The sequence below is a fragment of the Methylomarinum sp. Ch1-1 genome, assembly GCF_030717995.2.
GTDB lineage: Bacteria > Pseudomonadota > Gammaproteobacteria > Methylococcales > Methylomonadaceae > Methylomarinum > Methylomarinum roseum.
In genome coordinates, this window is sequence record NZ_CP157743.1 from 652614 (window position 1) to 677825 (window position 25212).

Consider the following 25212-nt stretch of genomic DNA (forward strand, 5'->3'; position numbering starts at 1 on the left):
CTCGGCAAGCATTTATCGTCATGTCCATTCGCGTGCTGCCAAATTCGTTAAAAAAACAACTGCTGTTTTATCTGCTGTTTTGCACCTTAATCGTCTGGGGAGCCACCGCCTATATCAGCTTCAAGGAAACCCAGCGCGAAGTCGCCAAGGTGTTCAGGGAAGAACTTGCCCAGTCGGCCGGGGTCTTGCACGCCTTCGTTGAAAGCATGCTGCATGAGGGCTCATTATCGGAACACTGGGACCCGGAGCACGCCTCTAATCTGCTGCATACCCACGATCTCACTTATCAATACGCCGGAAAAATCGCTTTCCAACTGTGGTCGGTGGATGAAGGTTTGATACTCCGCTCTGCCAGCGCCCCCAAATTCGCCTTGTCATCAATTCGAAACGGCTATAGCCAGGCCACGTTGGACGAACATCTCTGGTATGTGTTCAGCATCGCCAATCATGATGGCGAATATATTATTCATGTCGGCCAACGTGAAGATGTCCGCGAATCCATCACCTATGATGTTACCCGACAACTGATGCAGAATTTTTTAATCGGTTTGCCGATATTGGGCATGATGATTTGGTTCATCGTCAGCCACACCCTTGCCCCGCTCAATCATCTGACCAAACAGCTGGCCAAGCGCGAAGCCGGTTATCTTAAACCCTTGCCGATTAATGATCTGCCGGAAGAAATCATACCGGTCGTCAAAGAGCTCAACACGCTGTTTGTGCAACTCGAACAGGCTTTCGAAAACGAGCGCAATTTTACTTCGGACGCTTCCCATGAATTACGCACCCCCTTAGCCGGTTTATTAACCCAGGTTCAGGTGGCGCAAAAAACACAAGATGAGAGCGTACGTACTCAAGCGTTAAACAAAGCGCAACAGGCCGTGCAACGCATGACCCGGATGGTGCAACAGCTATTGACGCTGTCGAGAATCCAAAGCCAAAACGAAAAAATGGACCAAGCCGTCATCAATATCAATCAGGAAATCGTCAATCTCATCAGTGAAATCGAACCACTGGCTCATCGTAAAAATATCGACATTGAATATCAATCCGCGGAAACTCTGAACATCAGCGGTAACCAGCAATTGATCGACATTCTGATCAGAAACCTGATCGAAAACGCATTGAAATATTCACCGCAAAACGGCAAGGTTAAAATCCGCTCGATGCGAGAAAAAAACCAATTATGGCTCAGCGTCGAAGATAACGGCCCCGGCATCAAGGAAAAAGACCGAAAACGCCTGACTCGGCGTTTTTTCCGCAGCGTAGAAACGGCTAGCACTACCGAGGGGAGTGGTCTTGGCTTGTCGATCGTGCAACGCATTGCCACCCTACACGATGCCGAGATTCATTTTTCCAAATCAAGCATGGGAGGACTGCTTGTCTTATTGATTTTTGATTTACCGTTCGCAACGTCCACCGCGATCAAACACAAACGAACGCATTTATTCAGAAAAAAATAATGCCTTCATTGACTACGCACAAGATCACCAGTCTTTCCATTTAAACTGCTTTAAGCGTTGCTTGAACTTTTCCTTGTCATTGAAATACAAAATCACCAAAAACAATAAAGGCCAGATTAACAGCAACAGTATTTTGCCGAATGTTGCAAAGCTCATGATGTACTTACCTCCCGTGACGCCATCGTTTGATTGCGGCTATCAAGCTTTATCCATGATAAATAGCAGCAATTCCTAGTTTGAGTATTTTTGCGGGGTTAGGGCATGGGGTGTGTCTGTCGAGGAGCGCCGTAAACCCATCCCTGGGGGCTTGACGGCAGCATCCTTGCTGCCGACATCCTCGCCAAATACACCCCATGCCCTTTTTGAATACCAAAGTGGGAATTGCTGGATAAAATAGCCAATACTACCCTATTTCGGCCCGGATTCGATACAATAGTAAAGATTTATATTTCATCGCACTCCATTATTCATGAAAATTTCTTTCGAGATAGTCCCCCGCAGCAAAGAGGCATTTGCGGAACAATACCGTTTTGTTCAGTCCCTCGGCCCATCGATCGATCTGATCAATGTGCCCGACATTCAACGCTTTACCATCCGCAGCTGGGAAACCATCAAACATATCGATCGTAGCCGGCATCAGTTCATCCCGCATTTAAGAGCGATCGATTTCGATATCAAGTCCGGAGAAATTTTCAAAATCATCGAGGAATATCAACTGGATAATGTCCTGCTGGTATCCGGTGATCCGCCGGAAGGGCTAAAACGCAGCTTTTATAAGACCAATGTATTGGATTTAATCCGTGCGGTAAAACAGCAATTTCCCGATATCAATGTCTACGCCGGCTTCGATTCTCATCGCAACGGCGTACAGGATGAATGCAACTATATCAAACATAAGGCCGACGCCGGCGTCTGCGGCTTCTTCTCACAGCCCTTTTACGACATCCGCATGATCGAAATCTACGCCGAGCAAATGCAGGGCTTGGAAACCTTCATCGGCCTGAGCCCAATCACCACCGAAGCTTCGATGAAATATTGGGAAGTCAAGAACAAAGTCCAGTTTCCGGCCGATTTCAGATGCGATTACCCGTGGAATATCGACTTCGCCAACCGTGCGATAAAACTGGCCCACGAAGCCGGCATGAATATCTATTTCATGCCGATCCGTATCGATCTGGAAAAATACTTCGGTCAGCTTGAATTGTCTCAAAGCTAATATCCCCCGACAGGTCACCGAGAGCGTCGTGTTTTAATCGCACTTTCGATGTTCCGGCGACTTGGCGGTTTAGTTAAAAGAAAAGCTCGCGCATCTTCTGCCCTGGATGTTCGGCGCGCATGAAGGCTTCGCCGACCAGGAAGGCATAGACGCCGTTATCGGTCATCAACTTCACATCGTCCGGCGTATGAATGCCGCTTTCGGTTACCAATAAGCGGTCTTCCGGCACCATTTTCATTAAATCCAGTGTGGTTTGCAGCGAGGTTTCGAAGCTGCGCAGATTGCGGTTATTGACGCCGACCAACTTGCTGTCTAAGCGCAATGCCCTTTCCATCTCGTTGGCATCATGCACTTCGACCAGCACATCCATGCCCAATTGGTTCGCCAATCCAGACAACTCTTGCATCTGCGCATCGGTCAGCGCGGAGACGATCAACAGAATGCAATCGGCGCCTAAAGCGCGCGCCTCGTAGACCTGATAGGGATCGATCATGAAATCCTTGCGCAACACCGGCAGCGGGCAGCGGTCATGGACCAATTGCAGATAGACTTCCGAGCCCTGAAAATAGTCCTTGTCGGTCAACACCGACAGACAGGTCGCGCCGTTCATCGCATAATCCTGGGCGATTTCGACCGGACGGAAATCCTCGCGAATCACGCCTTTGCTGGGCGAGGCTTTTTTGATTTCGGCGATGATGGCCGGCTTTTTCGCCAACGCCTTGTCCTTCAACGCCCGATAGAAGCCACGCGGCGTTTCGACGCCGGAAGCGATTTCTTGTAGCATCTCGACCGAGTTTTTCGCCTTGCGGCGCTCGACTTCTTCGGCTTTGGTTTCGAGGATTTTTTTTAGGATATCGGGAGTGTCTGTCATGATTGAGTCAGTGATTTTTTATCGATGGGTTTCACGAGGTTCTACCCATCTTACGTTTATTAAAGTGTAATTATTCAGCGTAGTTTTACTAAGAGGGAGTAGGTTATTGATTTATCGGGCTGTCTGCAACAGGCAGATTTTTGCTCTGACCGCCAAGGAAGGCGGAAATGTAGAAAATGCAGGAGCAATTTTCTACCTGCAAAATCTGCATTTCCATCGTTCCTGACGGTCTACCTCACCGGTTCCCGACCGGTGTGGCATTCCCACCCTCCCTGGCGGTCTACCTCACCGGTTCCCGACCGGTGTGGCATTCCCACCCTCCCTGGCGGTCTACCTCACCGGTTCCCGACCGGTGTGGCATTCCCACCCTCCCTGGCAGTCTACCTCACCGGTTCCCGACCGGTGTGGCATTCCCACCCTCCCTGGCAGTCTACCTCACCGGTTCCCGACCGGTGTGGCATTCCCACCCTCCCTGGCAGTCAGACGTTGCAGTCTGAGCTTACGCCGCACAGGGAAGTGCAAGTGCCGCGTGAGATAGGACATCGCTAGCGGCCGCCGCACAGGGAAGTGCAAGTGCCGCGTGAGATAGGACATCGCTAGCGGCCGCCGCACAGGGAAGTGCAAGTGCCGCGTGAGGCAGGATGCCGTTAGCTGCCATGGATGCATTCACCCAGCACCTAAATTAACGAAGATTATAAATCATAGCCAATAACCTAGGGTATTTAGGTGCTGGGAAATCAATGACCTATTGCCTAAAACCCGAAAGATACTAAATAGTTACATTAAGGTTTGTGCTTGAGTTAGGCGACAGCCGTAACCCAACATCAATTAATGTTTGTTCGAATAGGCCACCAAAGCATCGAGTTTCCGCAGTGCCGCGCCACTAGCCAACACCTGTTGCGCCTTGTCTATGCCGGCAGCCAACGTGGCGCTGAGGTTGGCCGCGTATATCGCCGCACCGGCATTCAGCGCCACGATGTCCCTGGCCGGACCGGGCTCGTTATTCAACACCGTTTTCACCATCGCCAGACTGGATTCCGCGCCATCCACCGCCAAGCTATCCAAGCTTTGCCTTTGCAGACCGAATTGTTCCGGCGTGATCGTATAAGTTTTGATCTCGCCGTTGTGCAGTTCGGCGATATGGGTCGGCGCGGCGATACTGATTTCATCCAGACCGTCTTCGGCGTTGACCACTAACACATGCTTGCTGCCCAATTTTTTCAATACCTGGGCCAAGGGCTCCAGCCATTGGCTGGCGAACACGCCGATCAGCTGATTCGGCGCAGAGGCCGGATTGGACAGTGGGCCTAGCAGATTGAACAGGGTTCTCACGCCCATTTCCTTGCGCGGGCCGATCGCGTGCTTCATCGCACCATGATGTTTCGGCGCGAACAAAAAGCCGACACCGATTTCATCCACGCATGAGCCGACTTGTTCGGCGGATAAATCCAAATTGACCCCTGCCGCCTCCAACACATCGGCGCTGCCGGAACTGCTGGATACCGAACGGTTGCCGTGCTTGGCCACCTGCCCGCCTGCCGCCGCGACCACGAAGGCGCAGGTCGTCGAGATGTTGAAGGTATTGGCGCCGTCGCCGCCGGTGCCGCAAGTATCGATGACATGTTCGCCGCGTACCGGCACGTTGACGGCCAATTCACGCATCACCGACGCGGCCGCGGCAATTTCATCGACCGTTTCGCCTTTGCAACGCAAGGCGATCAGAAAAGCACCGATCTGGGCGTCGCTGGCGCCGCCGGTCATGATCAGTCGCATCACCTGCCGCATTTCTTCGGCGCCTAAGTTTTGTCTGTCCAGCAAGCGCTGAATCGCCTCTTGCATCGTCATGCTTATCGCTCCAGGAAATTGCGCAGCATATCGTGGCCCTGCTCAGTCAATATCGATTCCGGATGAAACTGCACGCCTTCGACATCCAGCGTCTTATGTCTTATACCCATAATTTCGTCGATGTTGCCGGCTTCATCCTGGGTCCAGGCGGTGATTTCCAGGCAATCGGGCAGGGTCGCCTGATCGATCACCAGCGAATGATAACGCGTCGCGGTAAACGGATTACTGAGGCCCTTGAACACCCCGACATCATGATGATAAACGGGCGATGTTTTGCCGTGCATGATGCTTTTGGCATGGACGATGCGGCCGCCGTAGGCATAACCGATGCTCTGATGACCCAAACAGACGCCCAGTATCGGATATTTTCCAGCGAACCGGATAATGGCTTCGACCGAGATGCCAGCCTCCTTAGGCGTGCAAGGCCCCGGAGAAATCACTAGCTTGTCGGGCCGCATCGCGTCGATCTGTTCGATTGTCACCTCATCGTTACGCACCACGGTCACATCCGCGCCCAATTCACCGAAATATTGCACCAGGTTGTAAGTAAATGAATCGTAGTTATCGACCATGACGACTCTTACTGCAGTCATGACTTCTCTCCTTCCAGCCCTGCTTCGGCCATACTGACAGCGCGGAAAATCGCCCGGCCTTTATTCATCGTTTCATCCCATTCGTTACGCGGCACCGAATCGTAGACGATTCCGGCCCCCGCTTGTATGTGTAAGGTTTGATCTTTGATCACGGCGGTTCTGATCGCAATTGCCGTATCCAAATTGCCCGACCAGGAAATATAGCCGACCGCGCCGGAATAGACGCCGCGTTTGACCGGCTCCAGCTCGTCGATGATTTCCATCGCACGGATCTTCGGCGCGCCGCTGACGGTGCCGGCCGGAAACGTCGCCGCCAACACATCGAAGGCGTCTTTGCCTTGCTGCAATTCCCCGGTTACGTTCGAGACGATGTGCATGACATGCGAATAACGCTCGATAATCATCTTATCGGTCAACTTGACCGAGCCGATTTTCGCCACCCGGCCGGTATCGTTGCGGCCCAGGTCGATCAGCATCAAATGTTCGGCCAGCTCCTTCGGGTCGGCCAGCAAATCCTGCTCCAGTTCATGGTCCTCTTCCATCGTCGTTCCGCGCGGACGGGTGCCGGCGATCGGTCTGACGGTAATCTGCTCATCTTCCAGCCTAACCAAAATTTCCGGCGACGAACCGACGATATGAAAATCGCCCAGATTCAGAAAATACATATAAGGCGACGGATTCAGACAACGCAATGCTCGATACAGATTCAGCGGCGCGGCTTGATAAGGGATCGACAGGCGCTGAGACAACACCACCTGCATGATATCGCCGGCGACGATATAGTCTTTAGCCTTCAACACCGCGCTCTCGAAGCCTTCCTGGGTAAAGCCGGAGACGAAATCGGATTCATTCACCTGCTTAGGCGAAGCATGACTGTCGGGTCTGGCCTTCAGCTCGCGCAGCTTGACGATCAAGTCCTCCAGTCGAGCCACGGCCTTGGCATAGGCATCCTGCTGAGCCGGATCCGCATGTGTCAACAGCAACACCTTGCCGGACAGGTTATCGAACACCAACATTTCTTCCGACACCATCAACAATATATCGGGATTCCCGATCGGATCAGGCTTGCCGGTCGACTGCAACCGTTTTTCGATATAACCGATAGTCTCATAGCCGAAATAACCGACCAATCCGCCGTTGAAGCGCGGCAGATCTTCGACATCCGGCACCTTGTACTGCTGGCGGAATGTCTCTATCCACTGCAGAGGCTGCGGATGATTAAGGCTTTGCGTTATCCGTCCCTCCTGCTCCAGGGTGATTTCATGTCCGTAAACCTTGACCAGCGTTTTACATGGCAATCCGATAATGGAATAACGTCCCCACTGCTCGCCGCCGTGTACCGACTCGAATAAATAGGAATAGGGTCCGTCCGCCAGTTTCATATAGGCGCTTAACGGCGTATCCAGATCGGCCAACACTTCCCGACTGACGGGAATGCGGTTGTAGCCTTGCCGGGCGTATTGGTTAAATTGCTCTGGTGTCATTATTGTTATTCAAGGGTTGTTTGGCGGCCCGATTGCCACCATGACTGACAGCATACTCATAAAAGCCTTTCATTATATCTTTTCGCGGCGGTTAACTGAATACAGTTCAACGCCAATTGTATTCATTATCGGCTGGGAAACAGGATATGCGGAAAAAAATCGACGGCCGGCTTGCGCCCATCGGTGACGAGGCGACGCCTCCTAAAACCAGCAAGTCTCAGTTTGAGCATTTTTGTTGTGTTTAGGCCATGTAATTATTCAGCGTAGTTTTATAAGAGGGAGTAGGCTATTGATTTATCGGGCTGTCTGCAACAGGACGTTGCAGTCAGAGCTTACATGGAAGTATTCACGCGTCCCGAGAAATCAATGGTCTACTCCCTAAACCCTGAAAGATACTGAATAGTTACTAGGGCATAAGGTGTGTCTGTCGAGGAGCGCCGTTCACCCAGCACCTAAATTATCCTGGAATGTAAAGTATAGTCCAGTAGTCATGGAATTTAGGTGCTGGGTAAACCCATCCTTAGGGGCTTGACGACAGCATTCTTGCTGCCGACATCCTCGCCAAACACACCCCATGCCCTTTTTGAACTCCAAACCGGGAATTGCTGTCCTAAAACACGCTAAACCTATCAAACCGCAAATTGTTGATACAATGGCCAGTTTATATTGTGCAATCGAATCCGCGATGAAACTGGTCACTTTTCGTTATAAGCAACATATCGGCATCGGCGCCATTGACGGCGACAACATCGTAGATGGCGCAGGCTATCTCGATATTCCCAACAATATGATCGATTTTCTAGCCGCCGGCGAAACCGCCAAAGCCGCTCTGCAACGATTGATAGACGACGACGGCCGCCGCATTCCATTGGCAGAGGTCAAATTGCTGGCCCCGGTGCCGAGACCGGGTAAATTCCTTGGCATCAGCCTCAATTACGCAGACCATATCGGCGAAACCGGACTGGACAAACCACAATATCCGACTTTCTTTACCAAACAAAGCAGCTGTGTCATTGGCCAGAACGACGCGATTCATAGACCGAAAGTCTCGGAAAAAGTCGATTACGAGGGTGAATTGGCCTTCGTGATCGGCAAACGCTGCCGTCATGTGCCTTTAGACAAAGCCCATGAGGTCATCGCCGGCTACACCATCGCCAATGACGTCTCGGTGCGAGATTGGCAAATCCGTTCACCGACCTGGATGCTGGGAAAATCCTTCGATACCCATGGTCCGTTAGGTCCTTGGCTGGTCACCCGCGAGCAAATCAGCGACCCGCATAATCTGGCCATTAAAACCTGGGTCGACGACGAACTGAGGCAGGACTCCAATACCCGATACATGATTTTCAATTGCTTCGAGATGATCGCCTATCTGAGTCAGGCGATGACCTTGGAGCCCGGCGATGTCATCGCCACCGGCACGCCCAGCGGGGTCGGCGTCAAAATGAAGCCTCGCGGTTACTTGAAGCCCGGACAAACCGTGAAAATTGAGATCGAAAGCATAGGCGCCTTGATTAATCCGGTAATCGAGGAACCGGAAAGCACGATGATGTTCTGAACCACTCGGTTTGTATTTATTCAATGTTATACGTTTTTCGGCAATAGCTTATTGATTTGGCCGCACTAACTAAGTGCCTAGAAAAAAGTCAGACGGTCTTAGGTTCTCCGTCATTCCGGCATGGACTGCCGGAATCCAGTTATCATGGATGATGGCTTATACAACCATACTTATTACCAATCACTTATTCAGCTTGATACTGCAGCAATTCCCACTTTGGCGTTCAAAAAGGGCATGGGGTGTGTTTGGCGAGGATGTCGGCAGCAAGGATGGGCTTACCCAGCACCTAAATTCCATAGGCTAATGGCTGCGATACATCTTCCTTTATTTAGGTGCTGGGGACTTGAAGCACCGATTAATTAAACAACGTTCATTTTTTATTCAGCATGCCTCCGCTAATCTGTAACCAAGCTAAAACAACGCTGGAAACAGCAGGAGGCCGAGATGAAAAAGTTTCTTATAATCATCAGTTTAATCGCTTTCCCTTTAGCCGGTTATGGCGATTGGGGAGAATTTCATCCTTCTAGAGGCTATCATTCTCATCATTATTGGAAAAAAGTGGATAGACGCCTGAACCGCCAATATCATCGCATTGACAGCGGCATTATCAACGGTGATTTAACTCACAGGGAAGCCAAAAAATTACAGCGCGAACAACGCAAAATGGCCAAGCGTATTGCCCGCATGCGCGATAAACGCTGGTTGACAAAGTTTGAAAAACGGCGAATTATGTCCTACTTGGATAAAGCCAGCGACAATATTTACCGGTCACGAAACAATGACCGTTATGTCCATCATCATAAGCGGGATCGTAGAGATGCTGGACACAGAAACTGGAAACGAATGTCAGGGATTAGCCGTGACGACTCATGGAAATTTTATTTAAGGTTTTGAGTCGGGCGGGTGACGATCTCACAGCAGAGAGACTCGTCACCCGACACCACCTGCCGATTATTTATTCATCATTTTTTTATGCATTTTTTTCATTTGCTGCTTATGCTCCCTCATTTTTCTGTGATGGGCCTTCATTAACTCCAATTGCTCATCTTTCAGTTTCTGTTTCTTTGCCGGATCCTCTTCGGCCAGAATTCTATTATAATAATCATGCATGATGAGCATTTGTTCCTGTTTGGCGCGCATATGAGCATCGCGTTGCTCTTCGCTCATCTGCATCTGTCCCTTTCCTTGCATTCCTTGCATTCCTGACATGGAACCCGGCTTATCTTGCGCCTGTAAACTCAAACTGAAAAGAACCAAACCCATTATCGCTATTAACCTTTTCATCATCCCCTCCACTTATGTAGTACACTAGGCCATCAACTGATGACAGGTACTATAGTAACTGAAGATATTGAGCGGTCAAACAACTATATTCCTGGTTTGAAAATAGCCCGGCGCCGCACGCCCTTCCCTAGAGTCGATAATGCCGACTGTCTCGATATTTTCTCAGCGAGACATAATTTTTAAGGCCTTATCTGCCGCGACAATATGTCGCATTTTATAAACTTAGTTTAGGTACTAGAATTACTAGAACTCTTCCATTCTTCCTTCTCGGAAACAGAGTTTGCCACCCTTCCTTGTTGCGGCCGCAAGGCCGCTCTTTCTTTTAGGGATAACGCGATGCAGAGAAATTATCATACAGATACCAGCCAATTGCCCAACCATTACGAACTCGCCAAACAAACCGCCTTTCATGAAGCGGGACACGCCGCCGCCATCCACCTCCGCAACAAACAAAAGCGTCTAGCACCGGTCAATTTTGAAATCCAAATCAACAAACCATCTCAGCCGAATCAACAATTTTCCGCAAAAGTCGTCGATGGCCTGTTAATACATAACCTGTCTTCCGCTCTCGACACTCGCCTGTCCGAACGAGAACGACGTGATCAACAACGCGCCTTCGAGGCCGATGTTGTCAATCTACTGGTCGGGCCGCTAGCGGAAGCGCGTTATGTCTCTATCAGAGATGACGAGATTTTTAATCAACGTCTGGTTAACACCAAAGCGCTGCAAAATTATGGCGGGCTTAGCGATGTCGAACACGCGACCCATTATCTTTCGGCCTTCATTAGCGACCATAAACAACGCGAAAAAAAAATGCTCGAACTTTTCAATGAAGCTTATCGCTTCATTGATAATTCCAGTCATTGGCAATGCATTCTGAACCTTGCCCAATATATACTTCAGTGCAAGCAAGACAGGCTGAGCTGCGAGGAAGTCATCGGGATATTTGACCGTTGTTGCAACACTTAGCAAAACTGAGTACGCTATGACAACGACAATCGCTTGGTGAGGCAACATGGATATTGGCAAGTTTTTGATAACCGCCGGCGCCTTCATATTGTTCGTTGGCCTGTCGATTCAATTCGCACCCTGGCTGATCAACTGGTTTGGCAAGCTGCCAGGTGATATCCACATCAAACACGAACACAGCACCGTGTTTATACCGATCACTTCAATGATCGTCATCAGCCTTTTGCTGACCTTGCTGGTAAATTTTTTTTTCAGAAAATAATCAACGCCTTGCTCGTCTTATTATCGAAAAGATAAGATACGCGTAGATCAACAAATTGACCGCAACCACCAATATACCCAACAAAATTTGTGTGTCTGCAGTCAATCCCGCAGGATAAATCAGTGGGATCAGATAATGCTCGACAAATCCACCGCTATAACCAGCCTGATTGGCTGACTGCCTAAAATCATTCTCCCACCCGGTCAACGGACAATACCAGCCCCTGAACTCGAGCAATGTCCCCCAGATCACGGCCGGCACATGCAACAAGGCCATCCAGCGATATTTCAACAACAATAAGCCGCCTAGCATGACGAAAACGATAAAACCTAAATGGAGCACAACCAGTAAATCGGCAATTATTCTATACGGCATACAAGGGTCTATTTTCCAGTAATTCCCATCAGTTTGAGTATTTTTGCGTTGCTTAGGACATGGGGAGTGCCTGTCGAGGAGCCCAGCACCTAAATTATCCTGGAGTGTAAAATATCGTCCAGTAGCCATGGAATTTAGGTGCTGGGTAAACCCATCCTTGGGGGGGCTTGACGGCCTTCACCTCATAGCTTGCACATCGATACGAATAAAGCAAGAAAATTTATGCAAGTTCGATCACATTTTACCCGCGACTTCAATCCTATACTTCTAAGCTTGTAAAATTATTGACGGATCAGAGGTATATAACCATGAAAGTAGAATTCCTTATTCCTGCGTTTTTAAGCGCTGTTTTACTAGCGAGCGGCCAGGCCTCGTTTGCAGCGACAGAGGACGATGGCGAAAATCTAGAAGTTTCCGAATCTAAATTTAATGACTCCGATCTACTCATCGAAACCTTATCAGCCGATGACGCTCAGGACGTAGAAGACGCTCAGACAACACTCGACGGATTGCAGGAGGAATTAACCAGCACTCAAGAGGAACTCCAGACTCTCCAGAATTCAGACAGCGCCAGCGAAGAAGAAATTCAGGCATTGGAAGAAAAAGTAAACACTCTTGAAGGCGAAGTCGAACAAGCCATTTCAAACCTGTCTACAGCAGAACAGACCTTGGAAGATGAAACATCTGCCATTAGCGCACAGGTCGAACAGTTATCCGATGAACAAATTACCGCTTTAAACCAGAAATTGAATAACGCCGTCTCGAGCAATTTACTTGTCGATATTGACTCGGAAGACTTACAAGCGGTAATCGATGGCGATTATAACTTCCAGCAAATCAGTATGTTCACTAAGGCTTACGAAGAAGAAGCAAAATTTACCAGTCTTGCCGATAAGTTCGCAGCCAAAGCCGACGAAAAAGATAACGATATGTTTCTCAGACAAGCCGACCGCATGTCTGAGAAAAGTCAAATTCAGAAAGACAGCTTCATTAGCAAGATTGACAGGTTTAATTCCAAAGATCAATTGAAGGCCGAATTCAAGAACGTCGCAAAGCAGGCGGCTAAAGACGCTGCCAAGAATGAGGCAAAAAACAACGCCAAACATTCAGCTAAAGATGCTGCCAAACAGGCTGCCAAAGATGCCGCTAAACAGATTGCTAAAGCAGCTGCCAAACAAGCAGCCAAGAACCAAGCAAAGGAAGATGCGAAAGACAACGCCAAAAATGTTGCCAAACAAATCATCAAGGAAGAAGTGTGTTCTTCGGTGTTCTTCGGGGTCAGACTCGATTCAAATAAACATTGACTCATGTTTATTTATCGGAAGCAGATAGAAAAAATGTCAAATGTAAGGCTTGACCCCAGTGTCGACCTATTCGTTATGCGACGGTTCAAGCAGCCACAAGCTTTTTAACGTGTAATTCATTGCGGTGCTGCTCAGCATGCCATAGATCGTATTGGGTCTGTTGCATAAGCCAGCTCTCTGATGACGTATTAAAAGCTATGGACAATCGAATTGCCATTTCAGGACTGATGCCTGCACGGCCATTGAGCACAGCACTCAGGGTTTTCCGGCTGACGCCAAGGGCCTTAGAAGCCTCAGTAACAGAAAGGTTAAGCGGATCAAGGCAAAACTCTTTGATAATTTCGCCAGGATGCGGCGGATTGTGCATTAACATGGTGACACCTCAATGATAGTCTTCGTAATTCACTACCTCAACATCCTCACCTTCAAAACGAAAAGTAACACGCCAATTGCCACTAACCGTGACTGACCATGTACCAGAGCGGTTACCTGTCAATTCATGCAATCGAAGCCCTGGTAAATCCATGTCTTTAGGAGCTATAGAGACGTTGAGTCTGCCGAGAATGAGGCGAAGCTTATTAGCATGGGCTGCCTGTATACCAGCAGTGCTGCCGGATTTGAAAAACGTGGCTAAACCTTTATGTTTGAAGCTTCGAATCATAGAAGCAGATCGTAACCCGGTACGTATCAGGTGTCAAGCAGCATAAGTTATTATCTAGATCTGCATATCTCGTACACTAGACCCGCAATTTAAGTCAATTTCTTTCTGAAGACCTTGTAGTTCTAAACGGGATAACATACATTTTTAGCATGATAACCAGATCCGGATAATTACGATGCTTAGCCTTCTCGATGAGGTAAAGGTAGCCTGAAAAGTAGCCTGTCCCCTTTTCCCAGGCGAAGCTGCTGTAGCCCCTTCGAGTTGGGGTTCCGCTTGTTAACAGATACTTTCATGTTTGCTCCAATCTTGATCCCATTGCTCCCAGATTCTAACCTTGGAGCAAATACGGATCAATTTTTGGAGAAACAAAGCTAAACAAGGCGAACGACCGCAAAGTACTATTTTTCTTTTTTCTAAATTAACCGTTTTAAAACAATGATGTATGTTCGCAATGTTTAGCAATAGTTTGCAATGGTTGGGGATAAAATAACTACTTCACTTCCCTATGCAGAACGAGCTGAAGATCCTGCCGAGCAGGTCGTCCGAGGTGAATTCACCGGTGATTTCAGACAAGCTGTTTTGGGCCTGGCGCAGGTCTTCGGCGACTAGCTCGCCTGACCGATGTTCTAGTTGACTCAGCGCGCTTTCGATACTCTGCTCGCCTCTGTTCAAGGCTTCGATGTGCCGCCTTCTGGCGATAAAGACATCGCCGGCGGCATCGTTATAGCCGACGCTTTTCTTCAGATGTTCGCGCAATAATTCCATGCCGGCGCCAGTCCTGATCGACAAATAGATTTGCGCGCCATGTTCCGATTCGACGATTTCCGGCTCTATGCCGAGCAGGTCGATTTTGTTGTAGACTTTGGTGATGTCGACGCCTGGCGGCAACGTTCTGATCACCGATTCCGATTCCGGCTCCCTGCAATCGATCAGCAGCAAAATTTTGTCGGCCTTTTCGATTTCGGCATGAGCGCGGCGGACGCCCTCCTGCTCAACAACATTGTCGCTGTCGCGCAGGCCGGCGGTATCGATGATATGCAGCGGCATGCCGTCGATCTGTATGCGCTCCTTCAACACATCGCGGGTGGTGCCGGCGATATCGGTGACGATAGCCGCCTCGTGCCCGGCCAAGGCATTGAGCAGACTGGATTTGCCGGCGTTCGGCTTGCCGGCCAATACGACGGTCATGCCGTCGCGCAGCAACCTGCCCTGCTGCGCGGTTTTCAATATTGTGCGCACCTTTTCTAACAAGCGGCTGATCCTGCTTTCGACAAGGCCGTCGCTTAAGAAGTCGATTTCCTCGTCGACAAAATCGATCGCCGCTTCGACATAAACTCTCAGCTCGGTCAGTTCTTCGACCAGTTGATGAATTTGATCGGAAAAGACGCCCTGCATCGATTTTTGCGCCGACCGCACCGATTGTTCGGTGCTGCTTTCGATCAGGTCGGCGACTGCTTCGGCCTGGGCCAAGTCGAGTTTATTATTGAGAAAAGCTCTTTCGGTGAATTCGCCGGGATTGGCCAGGCGGGCTCCCAGCGACAGAACTCTTCTCAATAACATATCCAACACCACGCTACCGCCATGTCCCTGCAATTCCAGGGTGTCTTCACCGGTATAGGAATGGGGGCCGGGAAAATAGATCATCAATCCCGAGTCGATGACGACATGATCGGCATCGAGGAAATGACTATAAATAGCGTAGCGGGGGTGTAAGGATTTGTTGCTGAGTTGTCCGGCGATGCTCTGCACCGCCGGACCGGAGATACGTACGATACCGACACCGCCGTTGCCCGGCGGTGTTGCGATGGCCGCAATGGTATCGTTAGCCAGTGGGCTCACCGTTATTTATTACCCTCGGCTTCGATCTGACGAGTGATATACCACTGCTGAATAATCGACAGCGTGTTATTGCAAACCCAGTACAGCACCAAACCGGCTGGAAAGAACAGGAAGAACACGGTGAAAACGATCGGGAACATTTTCATGACTTTGGCCTGTAACGGATCGATAGGCGCCGGATTCAGACTCTGCTGAATCTTCATCGTGATCCCCATCAGGAGCGGCAGGATATAGAAAGGATCCTGCGCGGACAAATCCTGTATCCACAAGGCGAAATCAGCCTGGCGCAGTTCCACCGTTTCCACCAACACCCAATACAGCGAAATAAATACCGGGATCTGCACCATGATCGGTAGACAGCCGCCCAACGGGTTGACTTTTTCCCGCTTGTACATCGCCATCATTTCGGTATTGAAACGCTGTCTGTCGTCTTTGTATTTTTCCTGCAATTCTTTCAGCTTGGGCTGAATCTTGCGCATCTTGGCCATCGAGCGATAACTGGCCTGAGACAGTTTAAAGAACAACAGTTTAATCACCAGCGTCACGCCCATGATCGCCAGCCCCCAGTTACCGACGTAACCGTGAATGATATTCAGTAACTTGTAAATCGGCTTGGCGATGATGGTCAACCAACTGTAATCGACGGTCAGTTCCAGGCCTTCCGCGACCTCTTCCATCGCCGGCTGTATTTTCGGACCGGCATACAATTGTGAGCTGAAAACGGTCTTATCGTTTGCGCTGACTTCTCGAGCCGGGGAATATGACCCGATCACATAACGCCAATCTTTCAACTCCTTGGTATAAAAGTGATTTTTCTGGTCTTGCGGTGGAATCCATGCCGCAGCGAAATAATGCTGAATCATCGCGCTCCAACCGCCGACGGAAGCCACATTTAGATTTTCATCGGCCATGTCTTCAAAATCGACTTTTTGGTACTTGTCCTCTTCGGTATAGACTACGCCGCCGGCATAGGTACGGATGAAGTTGTTGCCATTGCTTTCGGAAAATGGTTTTCTTAACAGCTGGTTGTATTGTCTGCCGGACCAAACGACGCCGGTATTATTGATGACTTCATGACGCAATTCGACATCGTAGCTGCCGCGCTTAAAAGTATAGACTTTGTTAACCACCAAACCCTGTTCATCGGTCCAAGTCAACGGCACGACCAGCGTATCTTCACCGGTTTGCAGCTTATAACTGTCTTTTTCGGAAGCATAGACGGCATGATGATCAGGTGCGCTTGAATTTTCCCCTGCAATCAAACCGCTTTGCGCCAAATATAAATTGTCTAGACTGCTGTCGAACAGGCGGATAGGCGAAACATCGGTTTCTTCATGTTCCAGGCCAACCATGCGATATAGCTTGTTGACGACGGTATTTTTTTTATCCTTGGGATACTGGAGCAAATCAAGATTGCGTAAGGTTCCCCCCTGCGTATCGATTTCCAAGTCAACGACATCGGTTTTCACCCGAATAATTTTTTCCGCAGTGACTGTCGACAATGGCACTGCTTCTTTATTGGTAGCGTCTTGTTGTGCGCCGTCCGCAGCCGGCAGGTCTTCCCCGCCGCTGACCACGGCCGGCGTGTCGGAAACCGGCAACTGCGGCTTGGGGCCGTAATCGAACTGCCAGGCTTCCCAAAGCATATAAGAGATCATCACGAACGCCATGATGAGTACAAATCTAAGATTATCCATTATTATCTACCAAATTGTTTGGAACAGGGTGAATGCCACCATGGTATAGAAGGTGGCATTTTAACAGTCGTCTGAGAGCGGGGTAAGAATCTTTGTCGGCTCCATGAAGCGGAATCGCTTCTAAGCCATAACTTGAACAGCCCGGGAAAAACTGTAAAGTTCCTCCAGGCCGGCGATTTATAAGGTGTTTATAAATCTTAGTGCGGGTTATGAGCAGGAATCGCATCGATTTACCAGTTTAAGCCAATGCCTTTCCAATGACTTTCTCAAAACAACCGGGGGCGCAGCGGCTGCGTCCCTTCGTGCTAATACAACAATATCTATATTAATGAGTTCTTGTTGTCGTAACCGAAAGTTTTCCCTGACAGTTCTTTTGATCAGATTCCTTGTGACTGCCTTTTTTATATTTTTTTTCGCAATCGCCAAACCCAGGCGCGGATGATCGAGATCATTCCGAATGGCCAACAGGGTAAAGTATTTATCCGTCGACCTGACCGGGTTTGCAAAGACTTTTTTATAATCAGCCGGCGTCCGTAACCTTAGCTGAACGGGAAAACCGTATGCTTCCGCCGACAATTAAACTGTCAGCGCAGCGCGACCTCTCGCTCTGCGAGCGTTCAGCACTTTGCGACCGCCTTTGGTCGCCATTCTGGCGCGGAAACCGTGAGTTCTGGCGCGTTTGATTTTGCTTGGTTGATAAGTTCTTTTCATTTGTTTACAGCCTAATTAGTGATTAACAAAAAACGGATAAAAAAGACATCGGATGATACGGTAAATAACTGTATTCTGTCAATTTTTATTCATTACCACCCGCAATTCCCAGTCTGAGCATTGCTACTTTTCCCCCCATCCCTTCTCCAGCGCTGCTTTTTCGCCGGCGCTGTTGGCGGACACGCTGAAACCCCTATTAAAATGAAGCATGTACGACAGTTGTTTACAACAGCGGCTGTAAATATTGCCAAACCTTGTCGGCGATCATCGCTTGAGCCTTGGCGTTCGGATGCAGGCCGTCGTGCTGCATCAATTCCTTAACCAGCGCGACATCTTCCAATATGAAGGGCACATAAATGACCTGCATTTCCTTTGCCAATTGCGGATAGACATTATAAAACATCTCGGTATAGCGTTTGCCATAATTGGGCGGAATGCGCATGCTCAGCAGCAGCACGCTGGCTCCGCTTTTTTGAGCGCGTTTGATGATTTCGGCCAGATTCGCCTTCATCCGCTTCGGCGACAAGCCGCGTAAGCCGTCATTAGCGCCCAATTCCAAGATCAAAAATTTGGGATGATACCGGTCCAACGCCTGATCGATGCGCGCCAGCCCGCCAGCCGTGGTGTCTCCGCTGATGCTTTCGTTAAAGACATTGTAGCCGCTATCATGCTGATCCAAGCGTTTTTGCAACAGGGCCACCCAGCCTTGTTGAACTTCCATGCCGTAGCCGGCACTAATGCTATCACCTAACACGACGATTGATTTAGCCGTGACCGTAGCCGAAAATAAACACAATACCGCCGCAAATATCAATTTAAACATGCCTGAAACTTACTCCGATCAACCGATCATTAATACCGAAAACCTGGGAAAAACCGTCACGACAGCCGACGGCCCACTGCATATCTTGTCATCTGTCGATTTAACAATCAAACGCGGAGACAGCATCGCTATCGTCGGCTCATCCGGTTCCGGGAAGTCCACGCTGTTAAGTCTGTTGGCTGGATTGGACACGCCCAGCACCGGCGCCGTTCAATTGAACGGCCTGGAACTGACGACGATGGATGAGGATGGTCGGGCCGATGTCCGCAATCGCTACATCGGTTTTGTGTTTCAATCATTCCAACTTCTGCCGGGCCTGACCGCGCTGGAAAATGTCATGCTGCCGCTGGAACTGGGCGGCGATCATTACGCCGAGGACAAGGCCTCGGCATTGCTGGACAGAGTCGGCCTCAGTCATCGTTTATCGCATACGCCCAAGCAATTGTCCGGCGGCGAACAGCAAAGAGTGGCTTTGGCCAGGGCCTTCGTCACCGAACCGGCCATTCTGTTCGCCGACGAACCGACCGGCAACCTGGACAGTAAAACCGGCGCCCAGATTATCGAGCTGCTGTTTGAGCTGAATCAGGAAAAACACACGACACTGGTGCTGGTCACTCACGATAACGCGCTAGCCGGCCGTTGCCAACGCACCGTTAAACTGGAAGCCGGGTATCTGCTATGAGCCGTTTTAATCTGGCCCTGCGGCTGTTATGGCGCGACGCACGTTCCGGCGAACTAACGATTCTATTGCTGGCGTTGATCATCGCGGTAACCAGCGCCACCGCGATCAGCCTGTTTGCCGATCGCCTGCATCGCACGATGAGCAATCAGGCCGCCGAATTTCTCGCCGCCGATCTCGTGATCACCAGCCCTGCTCCAATTCCGCAACACTGGTTGAAAAAAGCCCGCGAATTGCATCTGCAAACGGCTAAAACCGCGGAATTTTCCAGCGTACTGATCGAGAACGATGAGATGCTTTTAGCCGGCGTCAAGGCCGTCAGCGCCCATTATCCGTTGCGCGGTTATCTGAAAACCATGACCGATGACTACAAACAGGAAACCCTGCGCCATAGCGGCCCTGAAATCGGCAAGGCCTGGGTTGAAAAACGCGTCCTGTCGGCCTTGAAACTAACGCTAGGCGATACCTTAACGGTCGGAGAGCAGCCACTCACCATCAGCCAACTGATCACTTACGAACCGGACAAGCGCGGCGATCTTTACAGCTTATCGCCCAGGGTCATGATTAACGGCGCCGACCTGGCCGCCACCCATGTTTTACAGCCCGGCAGTCATGTCCATTATTTTTTCCAGTTCAGTGGCGACAAAACATCGCTGCTCGCCTTTAACCGCTGGGTCAAGCCCCATCTGAACGCTTCCCAGCGCCTGATGGATATTCATGAGGATAGGCCGGAACTAGGCGCCGCATTGAACCGGGCCGAACGCTATCTGGGCCTATCCAGCATCGTCGTGATCGTCATTGCCGGCGTCGCCATCGCGATGACCACACGACGTTATAGCGAACGCCATTTCAATGCCACCGCGATCCTTCGTTGCCTGGGGTGCAAACAGCATGAAGTGTTGTGGCTATATATCTGCCAGTTTCTGGCGCTGGGCGTCGTTGCCAGCGCCATCGCCTGCATCCTGGGCTGGTTGGCGCAAGAGGCCCTGTTTCATTTATTGAGAAATCTGTTTCCGGCGCGAGTCGCCGACCCAGGTTTCTTTGCCGTCATTTTCGGTTTTCTCAGCGGGCTGGCGATTTTGTTCGGCTTCGCGCTACCGCCTTTGTTAAGACTGAAGAAGGTCTCCCCTCTTAGAGTCCTCCGTCGCGACCTGGAGCCATTGCCGACTAGCGCCTGGCTGATTTACGGCCTGGCTTTGGCGCTGATCGGCGTATTGACCTGGCGTTATACCGAAGACCTTAAAATGACCGCCATCATCATCGGCGGCGGTTTGCTGACGACATTGTTGCTGGGCTTGCTGGTCTACACCTTATTAATACAATTGCGCAGACTGCCTCCCAGTCTAAGCCTAAGCTGGCGTTTCGGCTTACAAAACCTGACTCGCCATGCACAAACCACCAGCAGCCAGATTCTGGCCTTCAGCATCACCTTGGTCGCGATGATTCTGAGCCTGACGGTGCGCACCGACCTGTTGAACGACTGGCAGCGACAATTACCCGAAAATGCTCCCAACCATTTTGCGTTGAATATTTTCCCCAACCAAAAAGAGGACCTGCGTCGGCAATTAGTGGAGCAAGGCATCACCGGCAGTCGATTTTATCCGGTGGTGCGGGGCAGACTGGTCAAGATCAACGGCTTGCCGGTACAACGGATAGTATCCAAGGACTCCCAAGGCGAGCGAGCCACTCACCGTGATTTAAGTCTGACCTGGTCCAACGCGCTGCCCGAGGACAACAAACTGGTCGCCGGGCAATGGTGGACTGGCGATAAAACAGGTCTGGTTTCGATAGAGTCCAAGCTGGCGAAAAGCCTAAAAGTCGGCCTGCAAGATGAACTGACTTTTACGATCGGCAGCCGGCAGTTGACCGCAACCGTCAGCAGTATCCGGCAAGTGCAATGGGATACGATGAAACCCAATTTTTACATGATATTTTCACCGGGCACGCTGGACAATTACGCCAATACCTATATCACCAGCTTCTATCTGCCCGATGAAAAAAAGAACTATTTGAACACGCTGGTAAAAAACCACCCCGGCATCACGATACTCGAGGTCGATCTGATCTTAAAGCAATTTAAAAGTATCCTGACGCAACTGACCGAGGCAATCAATTATCTGCTGTATTTCGCCTTGCTGGCGGGATTTACCGTCTTGTTCGCGGCCATTTACGCAACGCTGGACAGCCGCATTTATGAAGGCGCGCTGATGCGCACGCTGGGCGCCAATCGCACTTTATTGAGAAAAGCCCATCTGCTGGAATTCGTCTCATTGGGCCTGCTATCGGCCGTGCTGGCACTGATCATGTCGGAAAGCCTGCTGCTGGCCTTATACCATTTCGTCCTGCATATTGAATATCAGCCCAGCCTCACCCAATGGCTGGTCACCTTAACATGTGGAAGCTTTTTCATTGCCTTGGCCGGTTATTGGGGCGTGCGCGGCGTCGTGAAAAAATCGCCGATGCGGATTTTTCGCGAACTTTAGATGTTTGATATTACCGCAGAGGCGCCGAGGCGCAGAGTCTGTTATAAAGAGACCTTTGCCTCTCCGTGACCCTGCGGTATTAATCTAACCTCAGTTCGGGATAAAAGAATCATATATTGCAAAGAGTTAAGACAGTATCAGGTAGCTCTGGAGGAAGTGTGCGCGGCATGGCCGATTTTTGTTTATTTAGGTGCTGGGTGAACGGCGTCTTCTGGAAGAGCTGCCTGATACAGGCTGGTTTGTTAACCCAAACTCAGGTTAATCTAAAATTTAAAGCAATGCATGCGGCAACTATTCATTAATCATTCACTCAAAATAGGTTATTGTGATTATTAATTTTTCCAGGAGGCATAGTAGACCATGAAAAAGATATTCCCGATCAATATAATTTCAGTCAGCCTGCTGTTATCGGGTTGCGCCACCCAAACCGGTTGGACGCCAACCGTTGACCCTTACGGTGATCCGAATGCCTATCGCCTGGAACAGGATATGGCTGAATGCCGACAACTGGCCCTGCGTTCTTCCGGGGGCACAGTGAAAGAAACGGCCAAAGGGACCGCGGTCGGTGGCTTGTTAGGCGCCGCCACCGGGGCTGCGGTAGGCGCCGTTTCCGGCGATGCCGGCGCCGGCGCCGCTTATGGCGCAGCAATCGGCGGCATCGGCGGCGGCGCTAAGCAGGGCATTGAATCGGAAGAACAATATAAACGAGCTTACATCAACTGCATGAGACACCGCGGCCATTATGTCGTTGATTGATAGCCTATGACCCCGGTTTCCTGAAATATTCTGCGTCCAAATAAAAACCTGTTCAGGCTTTATCACCGCTCTATTCGAAATAAATCGCGGCTAAAAGGAACTGAACAGGTCGCCTGTGCTTCGGATAGAAATCTATCTTCAATCCCCTATCAAGTCCGTTCGGTTCCTGCCGATACCCAAGTTTAGACTTACAAGACATAAGTAAAAGCTTATAATTTATAAAAATATAGAACATCATTCGTCTTTCTTCGAAAGCGGAACCTAACTATCAAAGCGACAGTGTATGAAACCCAATATTAGCCCTAATGATCACGAGCGTCGGCTCGGCGATGAGGACTTCATCGTCTCTAAAACCGATACGCGTGGCCGTATCACCTACGCTAACCGTATATTCATGGAAATAGCCGGTTACTCCGAACAAGATCTCTTGGGCGTGCAACATAATTTGATACGACATCCGGACATGCCGCGCGGTGTATTTCGTTTCATGTGGGACACGTTGAAGGCCGGCGACGAATTTTTCGGCTTCGCCAAAAACCTTTGCGCGGACGGCAGCTTTTATTGGGTATTCGCCAATATCACCCCCGATTATGACAAAAATGGTGAATTGCAAGGCTATTATTCGGTTCGACGTAAACCGCCGCAATCGGCGTTGTCCGCATTGATTCCGATTTATCAACAAATGCTGGCGATAGAAAAAGGCTGTTCCGCTAAGGAAGCCCCGACTAAGTCATTGGCCTATTTACTCGATACGGTGGCTCAGACCGGTGCCAAAAATTATGATTGTTTCGTTCTAGATCTTTATAAACCGAACGGTGTGCTATGAAAAACTCCAATGCTAACATTCCATTCTTGGCTACCAAAGTCAATTATGCGGTCATCGGCATTTTCGCGCTCACCTTAGCTTTGTTCGCTTACAGCACCTTTCTATCTGGCTTTTCATGGCCAATATTGCTGTTATCGTTGCCCCTATTAATTATAGCCATCTACATTAAAAGGACCGCGCAACAAAATCTAGCTGTGTTGGCGAAAATGCAGGACGTGTTAACACACACCAATCAAGGCGAACTCTATCATCGGGTCACGCAAACCAAAGGCTTGGGAGAAGTCGGCAAGGTTGCCTGGGAGCTCAATGAAACATTGGATATCATTGAGTCCTACTTCAAGGAAATAAATACCTGCTTCAGCCAGGCGGCAAAAGGCAATCACAACCGTTATGCGTTAACGGATGGATTTCCCGGCGTTCTAAAACAATCGGCCCAAAACATCAACCAAGCGCTGCATCATATGAATGACAATGAAGTGCTAATGATCAAAAACCGATTGTCGGCCGGACTGCATAATCTCAATACCAGTAATTTGCTGGATAACTTGAAGGCCAATCAAAATGACCTGCTCAATGTGACCGAGCAAATGCAGAAGGTTGAAGATATCGCGACCGAAACCGGGCAAAATGCCGAAGCCAGCTTATCGACGGTAGAAACCATCAGCTCGTCTCTGATCAATATCAATGACAACATTCATAGCGTAACCGATGTCATCACCGCGTTGATCAATGACAGTAAGAAGGTGACCGAATCACTGTCGATGATCACCGGGATTGCCGACCAGACCAATTTGCTGGCTCTGAATGCGTCGATAGAGGCGGCCAGAGCCGGCGAACATGGCCGCGGTTTCGCTGTGGTCGCCGATGAGGTTAAGAATCTGTCCGAACACACCAAAAATGCCGCGCTGGAGGTTTCTCAAACCCTGACATCATTCAACCAACGCGTTGAGCAAATGCATCAGGAAGCGGAAAATTCCGCCAACCTGTCTCAGGAAGTCATGGACCAGGTCAGCTCTTTTCGTCATCAGTTTTCCGGTTTGTCGGAATCGGCTCAGGCTTCCGTCGGTTATATTTCCTACGCCAAGGACAAATCCTTCGCCCTGTTAACGAAACTGGACCATATCATATACAAACAAAACGCCTATATCGCGATCGAAAATCCGGAAGATTGTCCGCAGCATGACGCCATTACCGTGGACAGTCATCACTGCCGCCTCGGTAAATGGTATGACACCGGCATCGGCTATGATAAATTCCGCCATACTTCTTCCTACGCCAAATTGGCAGCGCCACATGCCGATGTTCACCAATTTACCCAGGAAGCCTATGAGGTTTCCCGGAAAAACTGGCAAGAGAATTTGGATTTATTGGATAACATACTCACGCACATGCAACATACCGAAGACGCCAGCGCCGATGTGATGAATTACATCGACGCGATGGTGGAAGAAAAACACCGCTGAAGTTATTAACCCGGATTCCACGTCGCTTCATCCGGGTCAAGCTATACCCC

27 protein-coding genes are annotated in these 25212 nt (G+C 49.8%); 12 read left to right on the plus strand and 15 right to left on the minus strand.

Annotated features, from left to right (window positions below):
- Positions 1–20 precede the first annotated feature (20 nt).
- Positions 21–1463, plus strand: a complete 1443-nt coding sequence (locus Q9L42_RS03345) for an ATP-binding protein (protein ID WP_349431887.1) — start codon at positions 21–23, stop codon at positions 1461–1463.
- Positions 1464–1487: 24 nt separating this feature from the next.
- Here Q9L42_RS03345 and Q9L42_RS03350 read toward each other — a convergent pair whose 3' ends face one another.
- The gene (locus tag Q9L42_RS03350; RefSeq protein ID WP_305909837.1) at positions 1488–1619 is read right to left on the minus strand and encodes a hypothetical protein; all 132 of its coding nucleotides are present in this window, start codon (positions 1617–1619) and stop codon (positions 1488–1490) included.
- A 313-nt stretch (positions 1620–1932) separates the two neighbouring features.
- Between Q9L42_RS03350 and Q9L42_RS03355 the strand changes: the two genes are divergently transcribed.
- Positions 1933–2679, plus strand: coding sequence for a methylenetetrahydrofolate reductase (locus Q9L42_RS03355; RefSeq protein ID WP_305909836.1), 747 nt, complete (start codon positions 1933–1935; stop codon positions 2677–2679).
- Positions 2680–2752: 73 nt separating this feature from the next.
- Here the strand turns inward: Q9L42_RS03355 and trpC are convergent, their stop codons facing one another.
- The 4 genes from trpC to trpE form a co-directional block, all read right to left on the minus strand.
- The gene (gene trpC / locus Q9L42_RS03360) at positions 2753–3550 is read right to left on the minus strand and encodes an indole-3-glycerol phosphate synthase TrpC (protein ID WP_349431890.1); all 798 of its coding nucleotides are present in this window, start codon (positions 3548–3550) and stop codon (positions 2753–2755) included.
- Between the two features lie 828 nt (positions 3551–4378).
- Positions 4379–5395, minus strand: coding sequence for an anthranilate phosphoribosyltransferase (trpD, locus tag Q9L42_RS03365; protein WP_305909835.1), 1017 nt, complete (start codon positions 5393–5395; stop codon positions 4379–4381).
- 2 nt (positions 5396–5397) lie between these two features.
- Positions 5398–5988, minus strand: coding sequence for an anthranilate synthase component II (locus Q9L42_RS03370; protein ID WP_305909834.1), 591 nt, complete (start codon positions 5986–5988; stop codon positions 5398–5400).
- Positions 5985–7472 carry an anthranilate synthase component I gene (gene trpE, locus Q9L42_RS03375; protein ID WP_305909833.1) on the minus strand — a complete coding sequence of 496 codons (1488 nt, stop codon included), beginning with the start codon at positions 7470–7472 and terminating at the stop codon, positions 5985–5987. Before trpE ends, Q9L42_RS03370 begins: the two co-directional genes overlap by 4 nt.
- Before the next feature lie 685 nt (positions 7473–8157).
- On the opposite strand from trpE, the gene Q9L42_RS03380 reads away from it, so the two are divergent.
- Both Q9L42_RS03380 and Q9L42_RS03385 read left to right on the plus strand, forming a co-directional pair.
- Positions 8158–9030 (plus strand): fumarylacetoacetate hydrolase family protein, encoded by an 873-nt coding sequence (locus tag Q9L42_RS03380; protein ID WP_305909832.1) that lies wholly within the window; start codon positions 8158–8160, stop codon positions 9028–9030.
- A gap of 444 nt (positions 9031–9474) precedes the next feature.
- The gene (locus Q9L42_RS03385) at positions 9475–9924 is read left to right on the plus strand and encodes a hypothetical protein (protein ID WP_305909831.1); all 450 of its coding nucleotides are present in this window, start codon (positions 9475–9477) and stop codon (positions 9922–9924) included.
- A 57-nt stretch (positions 9925–9981) separates the two neighbouring features.
- Here Q9L42_RS03385 and Q9L42_RS03390 read toward each other — a convergent pair whose 3' ends face one another.
- Positions 9982–10314, minus strand: a complete 333-nt coding sequence (locus Q9L42_RS03390; RefSeq protein ID WP_305909830.1) for a hypothetical protein — start codon at positions 10312–10314, stop codon at positions 9982–9984.
- A gap of 336 nt (positions 10315–10650) precedes the next feature.
- Here Q9L42_RS03390 and Q9L42_RS03395 point away from each other — a divergent pair, with 336 nt between their 5' ends.
- Positions 10651–11283, plus strand: coding sequence for a hypothetical protein (locus Q9L42_RS03395; RefSeq protein ID WP_349431894.1), 633 nt, complete (start codon positions 10651–10653; stop codon positions 11281–11283).
- A 46-nt stretch (positions 11284–11329) separates the two neighbouring features.
- Positions 11330–11545: a DUF2905 domain-containing protein gene (locus tag Q9L42_RS03400; RefSeq protein WP_349431896.1), complete on the plus strand. Its 216-nt coding sequence runs from the start codon at positions 11330–11332 to the stop codon at positions 11543–11545.
- On the opposite strand, the gene Q9L42_RS03405 is transcribed toward Q9L42_RS03400, so the two are convergent.
- Positions 11546–11920 (minus strand): DUF2784 domain-containing protein, encoded by a 375-nt coding sequence (locus tag Q9L42_RS03405; protein WP_305909828.1) that lies wholly within the window; start codon positions 11918–11920, stop codon positions 11546–11548.
- A gap of 308 nt (positions 11921–12228) precedes the next feature.
- On the opposite strand from Q9L42_RS03405, the gene Q9L42_RS03410 reads away from it, so the two are divergent.
- The gene (locus Q9L42_RS03410; protein ID WP_305909827.1) at positions 12229–13224 is read left to right on the plus strand and encodes a hypothetical protein; all 996 of its coding nucleotides are present in this window, start codon (positions 12229–12231) and stop codon (positions 13222–13224) included.
- A gap of 85 nt (positions 13225–13309) precedes the next feature.
- Here Q9L42_RS03410 and Q9L42_RS03415 read toward each other — a convergent pair whose 3' ends face one another.
- The 8 genes from Q9L42_RS03415 to Q9L42_RS03450 form a co-directional block, all read right to left on the minus strand.
- On the minus strand, positions 13310–13597 hold the full coding sequence (locus Q9L42_RS03415) for a HigA family addiction module antitoxin (protein WP_305909826.1): 288 nt from the start codon (positions 13595–13597) through the stop codon (positions 13310–13312).
- A gap of 9 nt (positions 13598–13606) precedes the next feature.
- Positions 13607–13885, minus strand: a complete 279-nt coding sequence (locus tag Q9L42_RS03420) for a type II toxin-antitoxin system RelE/ParE family toxin (protein ID WP_305909825.1) — start codon at positions 13883–13885, stop codon at positions 13607–13609.
- Between the two features lie 495 nt (positions 13886–14380).
- Positions 14381–15724 (minus strand): tRNA uridine-5-carboxymethylaminomethyl(34) synthesis GTPase MnmE, encoded by a 1344-nt coding sequence (gene mnmE / locus Q9L42_RS03425; RefSeq protein WP_305909824.1) that lies wholly within the window; start codon positions 15722–15724, stop codon positions 14381–14383.
- Positions 15725–15726: 2 nt separating this feature from the next.
- Positions 15727–17421 (minus strand): membrane protein insertase YidC, encoded by a 1695-nt coding sequence (gene yidC, locus Q9L42_RS03430; RefSeq protein ID WP_349431899.1) that lies wholly within the window; start codon positions 17419–17421, stop codon positions 15727–15729.
- Positions 17414–17647 (minus strand): membrane protein insertion efficiency factor YidD, encoded by a 234-nt coding sequence (gene yidD / locus Q9L42_RS03435; RefSeq protein WP_305909823.1) that lies wholly within the window; start codon positions 17645–17647, stop codon positions 17414–17416. Before yidD ends, yidC begins: the two co-directional genes overlap by 8 nt.
- Positions 17629–17997 carry a ribonuclease P protein component gene (rnpA, locus tag Q9L42_RS03440; RefSeq protein WP_349431901.1) on the minus strand — a complete coding sequence of 123 codons (369 nt, stop codon included), beginning with the start codon at positions 17995–17997 and terminating at the stop codon, positions 17629–17631. The genes yidD and rnpA overlap by 19 nt, the downstream gene beginning before the upstream one ends.
- Positions 17998–18132, minus strand: a complete 135-nt coding sequence (gene rpmH, locus Q9L42_RS03445; RefSeq protein ID WP_305909822.1) for a 50S ribosomal protein L34 — start codon at positions 18130–18132, stop codon at positions 17998–18000.
- Positions 18133–18355: 223 nt separating this feature from the next.
- Positions 18356–18955 carry an arylesterase gene (locus tag Q9L42_RS03450; protein WP_349431904.1) on the minus strand — a complete coding sequence of 200 codons (600 nt, stop codon included), beginning with the start codon at positions 18953–18955 and terminating at the stop codon, positions 18356–18358.
- On the opposite strand from Q9L42_RS03450, the gene Q9L42_RS03455 reads away from it, so the two are divergent.
- The 5 genes from Q9L42_RS03455 to Q9L42_RS03475 all read left to right on the plus strand — a co-directional run bounded on the left by Q9L42_RS03455 (position 18954) and on the right by Q9L42_RS03475 (position 25162).
- Positions 18954–19637, plus strand: coding sequence for an ABC transporter ATP-binding protein (locus Q9L42_RS03455; protein ID WP_305909821.1), 684 nt, complete (start codon positions 18954–18956; stop codon positions 19635–19637). The genes Q9L42_RS03450 and Q9L42_RS03455 overlap by 2 nt on opposite strands.
- Positions 19634–22117 carry an ABC transporter permease gene (locus Q9L42_RS03460; RefSeq protein ID WP_305909820.1) on the plus strand — a complete coding sequence of 828 codons (2484 nt, stop codon included), beginning with the start codon at positions 19634–19636 and terminating at the stop codon, positions 22115–22117. The genes Q9L42_RS03455 and Q9L42_RS03460 overlap by 4 nt, the downstream gene beginning before the upstream one ends.
- Positions 22118–22477: 360 nt before the next feature.
- Entirely contained in the window at positions 22478–22873 is a 396-nt protein-coding gene (locus tag Q9L42_RS03465) for a glycine zipper family protein (protein ID WP_305909819.1), read from the plus strand.
- A 283-nt stretch (positions 22874–23156) separates the two neighbouring features.
- Positions 23157–23699 (plus strand): PAS domain-containing protein, encoded by a 543-nt coding sequence (locus Q9L42_RS03470; RefSeq protein WP_305909818.1) that lies wholly within the window; start codon positions 23157–23159, stop codon positions 23697–23699.
- Positions 23696–25162 (plus strand): methyl-accepting chemotaxis protein, encoded by a 1467-nt coding sequence (locus tag Q9L42_RS03475; protein WP_432648873.1) that lies wholly within the window; start codon positions 23696–23698, stop codon positions 25160–25162. Before Q9L42_RS03470 ends, Q9L42_RS03475 begins: the two co-directional genes overlap by 4 nt.
- The last annotated feature ends 50 nt before the right edge of the window (positions 25163–25212 follow it).